Below are 15345 nucleotides of genomic sequence, written 5' to 3' on the forward strand. Positions count from 1 at the left end.
TATGCAGGCAGCGCTAGTCATCCTCGACGGCTGGGGGCTCGGGGACCACTCCCGACGCGACGCGGTGAAAGCGGCGTCGACGCCGAACTTCGATCGGTTCGCCGACGCCGGTGCCTACGGCACGCTCGACGTCTCCGGGCGTCGGGTCGGACTCCCGGAGGGACAGATGGGCAACAGCGAGGTCGGTCACCTCAACATCGGCGCGGGCCGCGTCGTCAAGCAGGCGTACACCCGGATCGAGGACTCGATCGCCGAGGGAACCTTCGCGACCAACGACGCAATCGCGTCGGCGTTCGACCACGTCGAGGAGACCGGCGGGCGCGTCCACTGTCTGGGACTCCTGAGCGACGGCGGCGTTCACTCCGAACAGGGCCACCTCCACGCGCTGATCGAAATCGCCGCCGAGCGCGGCGTCGAGGCCGTCACTCACGCGTTCACCGACGGCCGCGACACCGACCCCTACGGGGGTGAGGACTACCTCGCGACGCTGGAAGCCGTCGTCGACGACCACGGCACCGGCGACGTCGCCACCGTCTCCGGCCGGTACTACGCGATGGATCGCGATCAGAACTGGGAGCGAACGAAGCGCGCCTACGACGCCATCGTGAAGCGCGAGGCCGACCACGAAGCCACGACCGGCGTCGACGCGGTGCGGCAGTCCTACGACCGCGGCGACACCGACGAGTTCGTCGAGCCGACGGCCGTGACCGGCGGCCCCGCCCTCGAAGACGGCGACGCAGTGATCTTCTTCAACTTCCGGCCGGACCGCGCGCGCCAACTCGTTCGGCTGCTCGCGGACATCGAGCCAGCGTGGCCGTTCGAGACCGACCCGCCCGACGTTCGGCTGGTCACGATGACGGCGTACGACGAGACGTTCGACCTCCCCGTCGCGTTCCCCCCGGAGGAGCCGAAAGAGACGCTCGGGGCGACGCTCGCGGCGGCCGACAAGACGCAACTCCGACTCGCGGAGTCCGAGAAGTACGCCCACGTGACCTACTTCCTCAACGGCGGTCGAGAGGTGGCGTTCGACGGCGAGATCCGTCGGATCATCGAGAGTCCGGACGTGCCGACCTACGACGAACAGCCCGAGATGAGCGCCGCCGGGGTCACAGACACCGCGATCGACCTGATCGAGCGCGAGGACCCCGACGCGATGGTGCTCAACTACGCCAATCCCGATATGGTCGGGCACACCGGTGACTTCGACGCCGCGATCGCGGCCGTCGAGACGGTAGACGCGCAACTCGGCCGACTCGTCGACGCGCTCGAAGCCGCCGGCGCCCACGTCCTGATCACGGCCGACCACGGCAACGCCGACGATATGGGCACCCCCGAGGAGCCGCACACGGCCCACACCACTAATCCCGTGCCGGTCATCTATCTCACGCCCGAGGGCGACGACGGTGCCAGGCAGATGCAGCGCGGCGGGTCGCTCTGCGACATCGCCCCGACGATCCTCGAACTGATGGACGTCGAACGGCCGGAGACGATGACCGGCGAACCGCTCGTGGAGTAGCCGCCACCCTCCGTCGGTGCCGCCGTCCCGACAGTAACCTATTCGTCCCGCAGCGTGTATCGCCTGGTACGTGTTTCCCAGCGATCGTCTCCGTTCGGTCTGGGCGCAGACCGTCTCACTGGGATGGCCCGTCGCCGTCCAGCAGACGCTCAACACGCTGATGCGAACGGTGGACATCCTCGTGACCGGGTTCTTCTCTCCGGCCGCCGTGGCCGCCATCGGGCTCGCAGATCTCTACTCGCGACTGCCGCTTCGGATCGGGATGGGACTCGGGAGCGGCGCGATCGCTCTCTCCAGTCAGGAGACCGGACGCGGTGCCGAGGACACCCGCGACCGCGCTATCACCCAGGCGCTACTGCTCGGATTTCTCGCCGGGCTGCCGCTCGTCGCCGTCGGACTCGCGTTCGGCGAGGACCTCGTCGCACTCCTCGGCGCTTCGTCCGAGGTTGCCCGGCTCGGTGGACAGTATCTGGCGATCATCCTCGTCGCTGCACCGATGCGGATCGCGGGCTTCGTCGGCGCCCGCGCGCTCCAGGGCACCGGCGACACCCGGACGCCGATGCTCATCAACGGGAGCGCGACCCTCCTCAACATCCTCCTGTCTCTCGCGCTCGGCCTCGGCCTCGCCGGTCTCCCCCGTCTGGGAATCGTCGGTGTCGGCGTCGCCACGGCGGTCGGACGGACGGTCGAAACCGGACTCGTCACCGCTACGATCGCCAGTGATCGCGTCTCGCTGTCGTTCGCTCGCCCGCGCGGTCTCCTCCTGACGCGTCAGTTGCTCGAAGTGGCCGTTCCGGACGTCGCCGGCGGGCTGAGCACCGAAATCGCCCGGTTTCCGTTCAACTCGCTGCTACTCCTGTTCGGGACCGAGGCCACGGCCGCGTACCACATCGCCAACCGGCTCTACCAGCAACTGGCTGCGCCGCTGTTCAGGGCGTTTCGAACGGTTTCGAGCATTCTGGTCGGGCAAGCGCTGGGATCGGATCGGCCGGACGATGCGCGCTACACGGCGTTCGCGATCTGCGGACTCAGCCTCGCGGTGCTCGGTGCGCTCGGTGCACTCCTGTTCGCGGGGGCCGGCCCGCTGTCGACGATTTTCACCGACGACCCCGCGACGATTCGATTCGCGACCGGGTTCAACCGGACCTTCGCCGTCGCGATGGCGTTCATCGGCATCTACTTCCCCTTTTCGGGCGCACTGAAGGGGAGCGGTGACACGCGGACGCCGTTCTGGGCCGGCGTCGTCGGATCGTACGTGTTCCTGCTCGGCGTCTCGTTCCTGCTCGCGGTGACGCTCGACTACGGCCTCTCGGGGGTCTACGTCGGGATCGTCCTCTCGTACGTCTCACGGGCGGTCATCGTCGGCGCGAGGATGTTCGGCGACGACTGGGCGGAACTGGCCGCGCGGATGATCGACGAGCGGGAGGCGGCCGGCGACCAGGGCTGACGGCCCGCGATCACGGCAGCCGGCCGAAGACGAACTCCGTGCTGCTTCCCAGCGGGTCGGTCGCGGTCTCCGTTCGGAGATCGGTGAATCCGGCCTCGCGTAGCTGCGATAGCGTCTGTTCGCGCCCGGGAGCGGCGAAGAACATCTCGCCGCCCATCCACCCCCGCCGGACCGTCTGGAAGCGGCCACCCGGCAGCGTCATCAGGAGTCGGCCGCCGGGCCGAAGGACACGCGCGAACTCGCGGTAGACGGCCGGCTGTTCGTCTCTGGGGAGGTGAAACACGGCGTGGTAGGCCGTGACGGCATCGACGCTCTCCTCGGCGATGGGGAGCGTCGACATATCCCCCTGCAGCAACTCGGCGGCGGGAACCGTCTCTCTCGCGAGGTCCAATGCCGTCCGGGAGATGTCCAGACCGAGCGTCCCCTCCGGGAGGTTCGCGAGCGTTCGCGCCCCGTCGCAGGGGCCGATATCGAGGATCCGCGGTTCCTCGGGGAGGTCGTCGAGGAGGTCGTCGAGCAGCGCCCCATCCGAGCCGTCGGGGTCGCGTCGGCGTGCGTACATCTCGGCGACGTCGTCCCAGGCCCGACGCAGTTCAGTACGATCCACGGGCATAGAACGGGCCGTCCGGGCATGAAGCTTCGGGCCACCGCCACTCGCTCCAGAGCCATCCTGACTGCGATGCCACGGTTCAATTCCCGAGGGCTCACAGCGTGACCGCTGGCGCCCTTGGCCACTTTCAGAAAGCAGTGATCTCGGGATGCGAGCCCGGTACTATGCCGATCACCTGGCAGTGGATCGGCGGCGTCCCTGTCGGGACACGTGGGCATTCCGTGTGTGTGATATATGCTTTCTTGTTTTGCTTCGATTGCGAGTACCCGTTGGTGTCTCCCCGCCTGCCAGCGTGACGATGGTGTAGCGGTCGCTGTCGATCACTGGTGCTCGCAGAACAGATTTCGGGTGCCGTACAGCCTCTCACTGTCGTTCGGACACGAGATGCGAGGGGAGGGATTTGAACCACGGTCACAGCGGAACTGCTCCCTGATTCAAATCCCCCGTGCCATACACGGTCCTCACTGTCGTTCGGACACGAGATGCGAGGGGAGGGATTTGAACCCACGGACTCCTACGAGAGCGGATCTTGAGTCCGCCGCCTTTTCCAGACTCGGCCACCCTCGCACTGCACTCGGGGTGATGCCCTCGGAGCCGTTTAACTCTCCGGTTTCCGCTCGGTGGTGTGGTTCATCTCGGGGTCCTCGCTACAGACAGACTGCGGCACCACGCGCCGATGTGGCTCCGATCTGCGCCTGCTCGACTCCGTGTCAGTATCGGTGCTGCGCTGCCGCAAGCGCGTCGACCTCGCTGACTGTGTCGGCGACGAGCGGCGGTCGTACGTCGTTCGCGGAGAGCACCTCTCGCTCGACGAGGAGCGCCTTCGTCGCGGGGGCGAACCCCTCGTGGAGGGCGTACTCGAACAGCGGATCGATCACGTCCCGGTGGATTCGCTCCGCGCGCGCGCCGGCGGGATCGTCCACCAGAGTCGAATACGCGCCCGGTACCACGTTCGAGAGGGCGTTGATGCCGCCGTCGAATCCCATCCGAAGCGACGGCAACAGCAGCGAATCGTACCCCTGCAGGAGGCGGAAGTCCTCCGGCGTGCGATGCATCGCCCGGACGCCGTACGTGAAGTCCCCGCTGGAGTCCTTCAGTCCGCAGACCGCGTCGTGGTCTGCGACGGCGACGACCGTCTCGATCGGGATCCGCTCGCCCACGCACCCGGGGATATTGTAGAGGAACAACGGCAGGGGACTGGCGTCGGCGACCGCCTCGAAGAATCGTCGGACTCCGGCCTCGCCGTTCGAGTTGTGGTAGTACGGGGCCGTCACGACGCCGGCGTCGACGCCCAGATCGTCGAGCGTCTCCAGCCAATTAATCGCCTCGCCGACGCTGGTCCCGGTGCCGCCGGCGATCACCGACACGTCGTCGCCGACCACGTCGACGGTGTGTTCGACGAGCTTCCGGCGTTCGTCACGGGTGAGGCTCGCGAACTCTCCGGTGGTCCCACAGGGGAACACCCCGCTCACGCCGCCGTCGACGACGTGGGTCAACAGTTCGTCGAACGACTCCCAGTCGATCTCACCGTCGGCGAACGGCGTCACGAGCGGCGGCAGCAGAGTTCCGACCTCGGGTGACTTCATCGTCGTACACCCCTGTGGGGCGGCCGCCCTCTTAATTTCCGGGCGATCCGAGTGGCGATTCCGCGCTACGGCACGGACGGTTCCGCCGCCTCAGTCGAGGGCCGCACGAATCCGATCCGGAAGTTCGAGCGCCACGGCGACCACGATCGCCGGCCCCACGACAGCGAGCAACAGGAGCGCGATTCCTCCACCGACGATCGCCAGCACGAGTCCGACGACGAGCAGGATCGGCACTGCGAGCACGACCAGCCCCCGTCCGGCCGCGTCAGCGACGCCGGCCGCGTAGTCCGCGATTGCCCCCGGGACCGCTTCGAGTCCTGGCTCACTCGACATACACGGGCGGACGGTGGCCGGGTTCAAAGAGTTGTCCACCCTGCTGCTGTGGCGCTCGACGACGGCGTCACCACTCGATCGGCTCCTGATCGCGCCAGAACCGTCCCGCCGGCGACCCCGGCTGGAACCGACAGAGCCACGTGGGCGTCTCCGCCCCTTGTTCGATCGACCGATCGGCTCCCTCGCCGCCCATCTCGGTGCGGACCCAGCCCGGACACACCGAGTTCGCCAGTAATCCCTTCTCGCCGTACTCCCCGTGGAGGTAGGCTGTGAGCCCGTTGATTCCGGTCTTCGAGACTCGGTAGGCCGGGGAGCCGCCTGACTGTCCCTCCCCGAGTGCGCCCATCCCCGAGGAGAGGTTGACGACGCGGCCCCCGTCGGTCTGCAGCAAGAGCGGCACGGTATGCTTGCAGACGAGCATCGGCCCACGGAGGTTCGTCGCGAGCGTCCGGTCGATCGTGTCGACCGACTCGGAGACGATGTCCGAGTCGAACTCGCCGACCCCGGCGTTGTTGACGACGATGTCGAGGCGGCCGGCGGCCTGGAAGATCTCGTCGGCCGCGTCGGAGATTTCGCCCTCCTGGGTGACGTCGACGAGGAGGTGCTCCCACGCGTCGGGGACCTCGTGGCGTATCGACCGCGTCGCCGCGAAGACGGTCGCGCCGAGATCCGAGAGGTTCTCGGCGATCTGCCGGCCGATGCCGCGGTTCGCCCCCGTCACCAGCGCGACCTGCCCGTCGAGCGAGTCGTAGAGTTCCGGCTCCGGCGTGGAGTCGGCTGCGTTGTCGGTCATCGACCGATCCAACGCGACGCGCGTAAAAGGGGATTCCGTCTGCGCGCTACTCGTCTTCGAAGTCGCGCCGCATCGCGATCTCGAACCAGGGACACAGGCGGAGTTGTCGGTACCACTTCGGGTGCTCGTGAAGGTGCTCGTAATCGACCCACAGCAGTCCGGCGATCTCGTCCTCGTCGGGGTCGAGGCTGACGTCGTCGAGCGTGACCTTCAGTACGGCACAGACCTCCCACTCCAGCCCGGCGTTCTCGTAGTAGCGCTTGTACTCGAACTTGTCCGTCACGCGCAGGTCGCTGTACTGCTCGGGCGTGATGCCCAGTTCCTCCTCGAGCCGTTGTTTCGTCGCGTCGATCTGGGACTGTCCTTCGACGGGATGCGAGGCGACCGTGCCGTCCCAGTGGGTGTCCCACAGGCGCTTGCCCGGCGCTCGCTGGCCCAGGAGGAGTCGCCCCTCGCCGTCGAAGACCAGGCAGGTGAACGCCCGGTGACGGATTCCATCGCCCGTGTGGGCGTCGAGTCGGTTGACCAGTCCGGTCCGGTTGTCGTCGCTGTCGACCGCGATCACGTCCTGGAGCGCGTTCTCGTGGGCTTCCCCCTCGCCGCTGTCGCCAGCGTCCTCGGCCGGTGCGGCCTCGTCGCGCTGATCTGCACTCATACTCGCCTACTCGAAGAGCGAGACCAAGGACTCTTCGATGCGTGGTCGGGTGACGACGCCGGCCTCACCTCGACGGCTCGGCGAACCACGCGTCGACGGCGCGGCCGACGCGGCGCCGAACCCGCGGATCGGTGCTCGGCCGCCCGAGACTCACCGCGTCGGCACCGAGGTCGAGATACTCGCGGACGCTCTCGCGGTCCCGGACCTCGTTGTTGGCGATCACGAACAGGTCCGGCGCTGCCTCCGCGACGTCGCCGACGACGGCCTCGCTGTCCATCGCGTCGATGTGGATCGCGTCCGCGCCCGCGTCGGCGGCGCGGCGCGCCGTCTGGGCGAGGTCGACGCCCGGGACTTCAGTCCGGACCTTCACGCTCACAGGTGCCCCCGTGTCGGCGGCGACGGCGACGTACTCACAGAGCCGATCCGTCTCGCGAAGGAGCGTTTCGCCGCCGCCGACGGCGCAGATCTCGGCCTGCCGACAGTGCGCGTTGATCTCGAGGATCGCGCCGCGGTCCGCACAGATCTGTGCGACCTCCCGAACCGGATCGGGCGTCGTGCTCCGGACGTTCACGCCGGGTCGGATCGGAACGTCCGCGAGCGCGTCGAGTTCGTCGGCGACGAACCCGATCGGGTCCGCGGGCAGGAACTCCTCGCGGTCGCGCTCGACGAGCGCGCGGGCTCCCTCGCGGGTCGCTTCGTCGATCGCGACCCCGCCGAGGAAGGCCGCGCCCGCGTGGTCGCTTCCCGCCCGGGCCCACGCCGCGTCGGCCTCCCCGCTGAGACTCGCGAGCGCCACCCGCGGCGTGAACAGGGGCGACCGATCTCTGGGTTCGGACTCCCGCGCCGTCATTCGACTCACCAGTCTGTCGCTCCCGCGGCCGCCAGTGCGGTCTCGACCGCGCCGGCGACGCGTGCAGCGTCCGCCGGGCCGTCGATCCGGGTGTCCGTCCGGACCGTCGGCCGGTCCAGTTCCGTCCCGTCCGCCTCGTCGAGGACGAACGCGTCCGCGAAGGGGTACGCGGCGGCGACGCCGGCGGTCGAGGGATCACGGCCGACACCCGCCATCAGTTCCGCGGCCGGGCCGGAGAACACCTCGCGTTCGACGAACGGCGAGACGGCGACGACCGGCGTCGCCGCGAGCGCGTCGGCGAACGCGTCCATCGCGAGCATCGGCCCGAGGCTTGTCACCGGATTCGACGGGCCGATCACGACCGGCTCCGAGAGCGCGTCCAGCACCGCCGGCGTCGGCGACGCTGCATCTGCCCCGCGGAACTCCACGTCCCGGACCTCCGGGTCGGCGCGCCGATGGACCCAGTACTCCTGGAAGTGCATCTCGCCCTCGTCGGTGTGGATCATCGTCGCGACGGGGTCGTCGCTCATCGGCAGCAGGTCGATCTCGAGGTCGAACGCGTCCGCGAGCGTCCGGGTGATCGCCGTCAACGAGTGCCCCTCGTCCAGCAGCGACGTGCGGGTGACGTGCACCGCACGGTCCCGGTCGCCGATCTGCATGAACTCCGCGACGCCCGAGAAGCGCCGCCAGGCGGCGATGTCGCGGCCTGCGGTCTGCGCTTCTTCGGAGAGGTACCGCGGCCCATCAGCCAGTCCGGCGGCCGCGGCGAGTCGGGAGAGTTCCTCGTGGGTCGCCGTCGTGTCGTCCTCGATCCCCCACCAGGTGTCGGTGTCGAGGATGCCACCGCCGTGAAACAGCACGGTGTCGACGTCGGGGCAGACGAAATGCCCTCCGAGTTCGACGTCGTCGCCGGTGTTCGCGACCACCGTCGTCTCCTCGAGGTCGAACACCTCATCCGCGCCGTCGAGGAGTTTCGGCGTTCCGGTCCCCCCTGCGAGGAACGTGACCATACCACCAGTTACGCGGGGGACCGTTTGAACGTTCCCTCCTCGGCCAGGGAGGCTCCCGGCGGGCGGCACGCCCCGTCGGATCCGGAGCTATTTCCACTCGGCTCACCGACTCCGGATATGCACGCGATCAAGGACAGCGTTCACGACTACATCACGCTCGGGCCGGTCGCGCGGGACCTGCTTGACACCGCCGTGGTTCAGCGGCTCCGACACGTCAAGCAGCTCTCGACCGTCCGTCTCGTCTATCCCTCTGCGAACCACACCCGCTTCGAGCACTCGCTCGGCGTCTATCACCTGGCCTCACGCGCGCTCGATCACCTCGGGATCGGCGGGGACCGGGCCCGCCACGTCCGCGCGGCCGCCCTCCTCCACGACGTCGGGCACGGCCCCTACGGTCACCAGACTGAGGAGGTCATCCGCCGCCGAACGGGCGACCACCACGACGAGATCGGCTGGCTCCTCGACGACACCGAGGCCGCGGCGGTCCTGCGCGGTCACAATCTCGATCCCGACCGGGTGGCGGCCCTCGTTCGCGGCGAGGACGAACTCGGACAGCTGATCTCGGGCGAACTCGACGTGGATCGGATGGACTACCTCGTGCGCGACGCCCACCACACCGGCGTCCCTTATGGAACGATCGACGTCGGACGGCTCATCAGGGAACTCCGCTACCGCGACGGGCGGCTCGTCCTCGCGGCCGGGAACGTTCAGACCGCCGAGTCGCTGCTGCTCGCACGAGCGCTGATGAACGGGACGGTCTACCGCCACCACGTCTCCCGAATCGCCGGCGCGATGCTCGAACGCGCGTCCGAGCGACTGCTGGACGCCGGATCGGACGGTCGGAACGAGGGCTCCAACGCGTCGGTCGACGTCGCCGAGTTCCGTCGGATGGCCGATCACGATCTGCTCGTCGCGCTCCGAGCGACGACGCCCGATCTGGCCCGTCGGATCGAGTACCGCGACCTCTACAAACGCGCCGTCTGGGCTTCCCTCGGCGACGTCCCCGCCGACGTCGTGGAGATGGACCGCGCCGAGACCCGGGCGGCCGCCGCCGACATCGCTGAGCGCGCGGCCGTCGCCCGCGACGACGTGATACTGGACGTTCCCGCGCGCCCCCGGTTCAAAGAGTCGCGCTCGCGGGTCGTCGTCGACGGGAGCGTTCAGCAACTCTCGGACGCCTCGGAACTGGTCGGCGCGCTGCGCGCCGCCGAGCGCGCACAGTGGCGGCTCGGCGTCTACGCGCCAGCCGACGCGGTCCCCGAGGTCGGCGCTGCGGCCGAGTCAGTGCTGGGACTCGCCTGACTCCCCACTCGTCGCCGCCCCGACACAAACGCCTTGAGCTTCCGGAGACGACTCCCGGCGATGCGACGCCGACGACTGCTCGCCGCCCTGACCCTCCTCCCTGCATCGCTCGCCGGCTGTAACGGCCGGAGCGCGCCAGTGACGCCCCGACCCACGTCGGAGCCGACGATTCCGGGTCCGACGGCGACGCCGATCAGCGGGACGGCGCCGCTCCCCGAGCCGCCCGACTCGCCGTCAAAGGCCGAGGCCCTCGCGTTCGTCCGCGAGTACGAGCGCGTCGCCGCCCGCAACGAGATCGCCGAGTACGCCGGCGACGCGCCGGCGCGGAACCCCGAGATCGGCGAGCCGAGCGCCGCGCTCGCCGTCGCGACCGAGGCGGGCTTCTACCTGTTCGGCGCGTGTCGCGCCTCGGGCGAGTACGACGATCGCGGCGGCTACGGGATCAACCGCCACGAGGTCCCGCACTTCGTCGGTCGCGACGGCACTCATAAGGTGGCTCCCTGGAGCGCCGTCGTCTGTGAGTCCGCCGACCGCCCCTTCGCGGCCGACGATCCGGCGGCGAACGTCGTCGACCCAGACGAGTACTACGGCGCCGAACTCCACCTGTTCCGCTTCGACGGGGCGACCCACGACGTGCGCGTCCTCGTCGACTACCTCGACGACGGGCCGCCGCAACCGATCTTCTCGACGACGGTCGCGGCGAGCGACGACGCGCCGGACCCGGCCTACGAGTACGTCCTCGCTGGCCTCGCTGTCCGCCGGGGGACCTACCGCGTCACCGTCGACGTCGCGGACGCGGCGGCCGACGACCCCGACGCGACGGCGACCTGGACGCTCTCGGATCCCGACGCGCCCGCGTGGACGGGGCTCTCGATCTTCGTCGGCGACGACGGCCGCCCGGCGATCGGGCTCCCGGACGCCGAAGACGACTCGCTCGTGCCGGGGCCGTCGCTGTGCGCGACGCAGTTGCGGGACGAAGGGTAGTGAGGACCGACCTCAGGCCTCGGTGTCGACGCGGCCGTCGACCAGCTCTTCGGCCACGACGTCGGCCGCGAGCAGTGCGGGGTCGATCGCGAGGTCGGCCTGCCCGCGCGCGAACTCCGGCAGCGAGTCGCGGCTGTAGGCGACGATCCGGATCTCGGTGTTGGCCTCCTTGGCCACCGGGATCGCGGAGGCGTCGTCCATCTCGGTCAGGACGAGGGTGTGGGCCGCCTCGAGCCCCGCGGCGTCGAGCGACTCGCGGGTGGCGATCCCCTCGACGCGGGTGACCTCCGCGCCCAGCGCCTCCAGTGCCGCTCCGAGGCCCTCGTCGTCCGCGCCGGTGAGTAACACCTGCATCATTCGTACTCGATGGTCGCCGGCGGCTTGTGTGTCACGTCGTAGACGACGCGAGCGACGTTCTCGTTCTCGCCGGTGATCCGCGATTGAATCCGCTGGAGCGTCTCCCACGGCAGTTCCTGGGCCCGGGCGGTCATCCCGTCGCGGGACTCCACCGAACGGACAGAGACGATCCAGCCGTGGACGCGGTTGTCGCCTTTCACGCCGGTCCCCTTGCCGACGACTGCGGCGAACGCCTGCCAGGGGTCGTGTTCCTCGACCTCCTCCTCGACGATGTGGCACGCCTCGCGGGCGATTTCGACCTTCTCTCTGGTGACTTCGCCGACGACCCGGATGGCCAGCCCCGGACCGGGGAACGGCATCCGTTCGGAGATGATCTCCTCGAGGTCCAGTTCGCGGGCGACCTCCCGGACTTCGTCTTTGTACAGTTCACGGACAGGTTCGACGATTCCCTCGAAGTCGACGACTTCCGGGAGACCACCGACGTTGTGGTGCGATTTGATGTTTCCCTCAGACTCGATCCGATCGGGGTAGATCGTCCCCTGCACGAGGTACTCGGCCTCGGCGGAGGTCGCCTCACGCTCGAACTCGCGGATGAATTGCTCGCCGATCGCGTGGCGCTTCTCTTCGGGATCGGTGATCCCCGACAGCGCGTCGAGGAACCGGTCCTGCGCCTCGACGATGCGCAGCGAGTCCATATACGAGAACGTCTCTCTGATCTGGTCGGTCTCGCCTTTGCGCATCAGGCCAGTGTCGACGTAGACCGGGGTGAGCCGGTCGCCGATCGCCCGGTACGCGAGGGCGGCCGCGACAGAGGAGTCGACGCCACCGGACAGCGCGATGACGGCGTTCTCCTCGCCCACTTGTTCGTCGATCTCTTCGACCGCGTCTTCGATGAATTCGATCGTGTTAACCATCAGGCTTGCACCTCTTGATCTGCGAGTTCGCGCGCGTCTAACTCTCCGGCGACCGCCTCGAGGAAGCCGACGAACGGCGGGCTCGCGCGGTCGGGTCGCGAGCGGAATTCCGGGTGGAACTGCGTCCCGAAGAAGAACGGATGATCGGTTCGCTCGAGGATCTCCATCCGGTTGTCGGCCCGCCCGGAGAAGTCGAGTGCGCCCTTCGCCAACTCGTCGATGTACTCGGGGTTGACTTCGTAGCGGTGCCGGTGTCGCTCCGTGCAGACGGTGTCTCCGTAGACGTGTTCGGCGAGCGATCCTGGATCGATATCCGTGTCGTGGGCCCCGAGCCGCATCGTCCCGCCCATCTCCTCTACCTCGTACTGCTCGGGCAGGATGTCGATGACGGGGGAGTCGGTGTCGGGATCGAGTTCTGCAGAGTTGGCGTCCTCGTGACCGAGGATGTTCCGGGCGTGTTCGACGACCGCCATCTGGAAGCCCAGACAGAGTCCGAGGAACGGCACGTCGTTCTCTCTGCAGTATTCGATGGCCTTCAATTTCCCCTCGATGCCGCGGGAGCCGAAGCCACCGGGGACGACGACGCCGTCGGCCTCCTTGAGTCGGTTCTCGTGTCGGTCGAGCATCTCGTCGGAGTCGACCCACTGGACGTTCACTTCGGTCTGGCGTTCGATCCCGGCGTGCTTCAGGGCCTCGTGGACGGACATGTACGCGTCCTCGAGGTCGTACTTCCCGACGAGGGCGATGTCGACTTCTTCGGTCCGCTCGCGGGTGACCAGTTCGCGCCAGCGGTTGTCGCGCTCTGCGGGCGGGAGCGCCGCTTCGTCGAGTCCGAGGCGCTCCATCACGTACTGGTCGAGGCCCTCCTCTTCGACCATCAGCGGGACGTGGTAGACGTCCTCGACGTCCGGGTTGGAGAAGACCGCGTCGATCGGGACGTCACAGAACAGCGCGATCTTCTCTTTCGTCTCGATGTCGAGTTTGTCCTCACAGCGTCCGACGAGGATGTCCGGCTGGAGCCCGATCGACCGCAGTTCCTTCACCGAGTGCTGTGTCGGCTTGGTCTTCTGTTCGCCGTTCTTCGAGTACGGGACGAGCGTAACGTGCGTGAACAGGATGTCCTCGTCGTCTTCCTCGTGGGCGAACTGTCGCAGCGCCTCGAGGTAGGGCATCCCCTCGATGTCGCCGACGGTGCCGCCGACTTCGACGATGCAGACGTCGGTCCCCTCAGCCGCTTCCCGGATGCGGCGCTTGATGTCGTCGGTGATGTGCGGGATGATCTGGACCGTCTTGCCGAGGTAGTCGCCCGCGCGTTCTCTCTCGATGACGTGCTGGTAGGTCTTGCCCGTGGTGACGTTGTGATCGGAGGTCATGTCGACCCCGAGGAACCGCTCGTAGTTTCCTAAGTCGAGGTCGACCTCGCCGCCGTCTTTGAGGACGTACACCTCCCCGTGCTGGTAGGGGTTCATCGTGCCGGCGTCGACGTTGAGATACGGATCGATCTTGACCGCCGTCACGTCGAAGCCCGCGTTCGACAGCAGCCGGCCGGTGCTGGCCGCGGTGATCCCCTTGCCCAGCCCGGACATCACCCCACCTGTTACGAAAATGAACTTCCGACCCAACGAGGGGTCGTACCCGGTTTCGGGTTCCTTCGGCATACCGAGTGTGTGCGAGGCCGCATCAAAACCGTTTCGGAGCGGCGGACGCTCTGGGAGGGATGCACACGGGCTATCGTTCGCCGAACGCATCGATTCGTGCTCGAACCGAAGAAATACCGCGAAAAATCCGACGCGCGGTCAGCCCTTGCCGATCCCGGGACCACGGCGCGCTCCGGCCGCCGTCACTCGGCCGGCACCGTCGCGTCCGGTGCCGACGCGCGCTCGACGACCTCGCCCGCATCGAGGTCAACCCGCTCGACGCCGTCGAGTTCGAGCACCAGGTCCGGGCCGAACGCCGACGCGGGCGTCTGATAGCCCTCGGGCGCGTCGCCGTCGAGGACCTTCTCCGCCGCCAGCAACGCAGATTCGACGGTGAACTGGTAGGTCTCGGGCGTCCGAAGCCGGGAGACGACCCGGGTGTCGCCGGTTCGCGCTTCGCCCCAGACGCGCGCGGTACCGGACCTCCGCGTCTCCGTGTCGGGGCCGTCGACGTAGCGGTCGATCAGCCACGAGAGGCCGCGCTGGACCGCCCCGTTGTCGAGGCCGTCGCCGAGGTACGAGGTCAGTTTCATCCCGGCCCGCGCGCCGGCGGGGGCCGAGAGATACACCTCGATGTTCGGGATCCCCGTTGTGTGGTACGCCGTCGAGACGTCGCCCCACGGGATCGAGACGGCCCGCTGGAGTCCGTCGCCGAAGTCGACCACGCGGATCCGCGCGGCGACCCGTTCGTGGCGGAGGACGCCATCGCGGCGGACCGCCCCACCGTCGCCGAGTCCGCCGAGGACGGTCTTCAGCGTTCCCGGCGAGACGCCCCCGTCGGCTTCGAGCGCCAGCGAGAGGTGGTCCGCGTCGGGGAGGCGGTCGTGGAGGTGCGCCGCCAGGCAGTCGGTGGGGACGACGTCGAAGCCGACGCCCGGGAGGAGTGTCACGCCCGCGCGCTGCGCGTCGTCGTCGCGGCGACGGAGCCGCTCGAAGACCGGCAGTTCGCCCGTGATGTCGAGGTAGTCGGTCCCGGTCGCGAGGCAGGCCTCCACCATCGCGTCGGCGGTCTCGGTGAACGGCCCGGCGCAGTTGAGCACGGCGTCGACGCCGCCGAGGTGCGATTCGGCCGCGCGCACGTCGAACGAGCGTGCGGGGACGTCGTGAGCGGTGGCGACCCCGCGCGTCTTCGCCGGGTCGCGCCCCGCAACGATCGGATCGAGTCCGCGCTCGGCGGCCGCCTCGACGATCAATCGGCCGGTGTAGCCGTACGCGCCGTAGACGAGCAGTCGGTTGGTGCCGTCGTCGGTCATAGCCGACGGTTGGACCGGTGACGACAAAGGGGCACCGA

The 15345-nt window shown here is 68.6% G+C and carries 15 protein-coding genes and 1 tRNA gene; 4 read left to right on the forward strand and 12 right to left on the reverse strand.

Going from position 1 to position 15345, the window contains the following annotated elements; translation table 11 throughout:
- The first annotated feature begins 1 nt into the window (after nt 1).
- Entirely contained in the window at nt 2-1516 is a 1515-nt protein-coding gene (gene gpmI, locus BLU74_RS09035; protein ID WP_089766948.1) for a 2,3-bisphosphoglycerate-independent phosphoglycerate mutase, read from the forward strand.
- Nucleotides 1517-1586: 70 nt separating this feature from the next.
- The gene (locus tag BLU74_RS09040) at nt 1587-2963 is read left to right on the forward strand and encodes an MATE family efflux transporter (RefSeq protein WP_089766949.1); all 1377 of its coding nucleotides are present in this window, start codon (nt 1587-1589) and stop codon (nt 2961-2963) included.
- 10 nt (nt 2964-2973) lie between these two features.
- On the opposite strand, the gene BLU74_RS09045 is transcribed toward BLU74_RS09040, so the two are convergent.
- The 8 genes from BLU74_RS09045 to cofD form a co-directional block, all read right to left on the reverse strand.
- The gene (locus BLU74_RS09045; protein ID WP_089767110.1) at nt 2974-3570 is read right to left on the reverse strand and encodes a class I SAM-dependent methyltransferase; all 597 of its coding nucleotides are present in this window, start codon (nt 3568-3570) and stop codon (nt 2974-2976) included.
- Nucleotides 3571-4056: 486 nt separating this feature from the next.
- A tRNA-Leu gene (locus BLU74_RS09050) sits at nt 4057-4140 on the reverse strand.
- Nucleotides 4141-4283: 143 nt separating this feature from the next.
- Complete coding sequence (locus BLU74_RS09055; RefSeq protein WP_089766950.1) at nt 4284-5159, reverse strand: dihydrodipicolinate synthase family protein; 876 nt, start codon at nt 5157-5159, stop codon at nt 4284-4286.
- A gap of 90 nt (nt 5160-5249) precedes the next feature.
- Nucleotides 5250-5492, reverse strand: a complete 243-nt coding sequence (locus tag BLU74_RS09060; protein ID WP_089766951.1) for a hypothetical protein — start codon at nt 5490-5492, stop codon at nt 5250-5252.
- A gap of 67 nt (nt 5493-5559) precedes the next feature.
- A complete protein-coding gene (locus BLU74_RS09065; RefSeq protein ID WP_089766952.1) occupies nt 5560-6285 on the reverse strand; it encodes an SDR family NAD(P)-dependent oxidoreductase in 726 nt (241 codons plus the stop codon).
- A 46-nt stretch (nt 6286-6331) separates the two neighbouring features.
- Nucleotides 6332-6940 (reverse strand): NUDIX hydrolase, encoded by a 609-nt coding sequence (locus BLU74_RS09070; protein WP_089766953.1) that lies wholly within the window; start codon nt 6938-6940, stop codon nt 6332-6334.
- Nucleotides 6941-7004: 64 nt separating this feature from the next.
- Nucleotides 7005-7751, reverse strand: a complete 747-nt coding sequence (locus BLU74_RS09075) for a tRNA-dihydrouridine synthase (protein WP_089767111.1) — start codon at nt 7749-7751, stop codon at nt 7005-7007.
- Nucleotides 7752-7795: 44 nt separating this feature from the next.
- Nucleotides 7796-8800 carry a 2-phospho-L-lactate transferase gene (cofD, locus tag BLU74_RS09080; protein WP_089766954.1) on the reverse strand — a complete coding sequence of 335 codons (1005 nt, stop codon included), beginning with the start codon at nt 8798-8800 and terminating at the stop codon, nt 7796-7798.
- A 117-nt stretch (nt 8801-8917) separates the two neighbouring features.
- On the opposite strand from cofD, the gene BLU74_RS09085 reads away from it, so the two are divergent.
- Nucleotides 8918-10102, forward strand: a complete 1185-nt coding sequence (locus BLU74_RS09085) for an HD domain-containing protein (RefSeq protein WP_089766955.1) — start codon at nt 8918-8920, stop codon at nt 10100-10102.
- Between the two features lie 60 nt (nt 10103-10162).
- On the forward strand, nt 10163-11086 hold the full coding sequence (locus BLU74_RS09090) for a hypothetical protein (protein WP_089766956.1): 924 nt from the start codon (nt 10163-10165) through the stop codon (nt 11084-11086).
- A 12-nt stretch (nt 11087-11098) separates the two neighbouring features.
- On the opposite strand, the gene BLU74_RS09095 is transcribed toward BLU74_RS09090, so the two are convergent.
- The 4 genes from BLU74_RS09095 to BLU74_RS09110 form a co-directional block, all read right to left on the reverse strand.
- Nucleotides 11099-11440, reverse strand: coding sequence for a DUF7126 family protein (locus BLU74_RS09095; protein WP_394327868.1), 342 nt, complete (start codon nt 11438-11440; stop codon nt 11099-11101).
- Nucleotides 11440-12357 (reverse strand): glutamine-hydrolyzing GMP synthase, encoded by a 918-nt coding sequence (gene guaA, locus BLU74_RS09100; RefSeq protein ID WP_089766958.1) that lies wholly within the window; start codon nt 12355-12357, stop codon nt 11440-11442. The genes BLU74_RS09095 and guaA overlap by 1 nt, the downstream gene beginning before the upstream one ends.
- A complete protein-coding gene (locus BLU74_RS09105; RefSeq protein ID WP_089766959.1) occupies nt 12357-14015 on the reverse strand; it encodes a CTP synthase in 1659 nt (552 codons plus the stop codon). The genes guaA and BLU74_RS09105 overlap by 1 nt, the downstream gene beginning before the upstream one ends.
- A gap of 182 nt (nt 14016-14197) precedes the next feature.
- Nucleotides 14198-15307, reverse strand: a complete 1110-nt coding sequence (locus tag BLU74_RS09110; protein WP_089766960.1) for a saccharopine dehydrogenase family protein — start codon at nt 15305-15307, stop codon at nt 14198-14200.
- Nucleotides 15308-15345: the final 38 nt, after the last annotated feature.

This window comes from Halobellus clavatus (assembly GCF_900107195.1).
Lineage (GTDB): Archaea > Halobacteriota > Halobacteria > Halobacteriales > Haloferacaceae > Haloquadratum > Haloquadratum clavatum.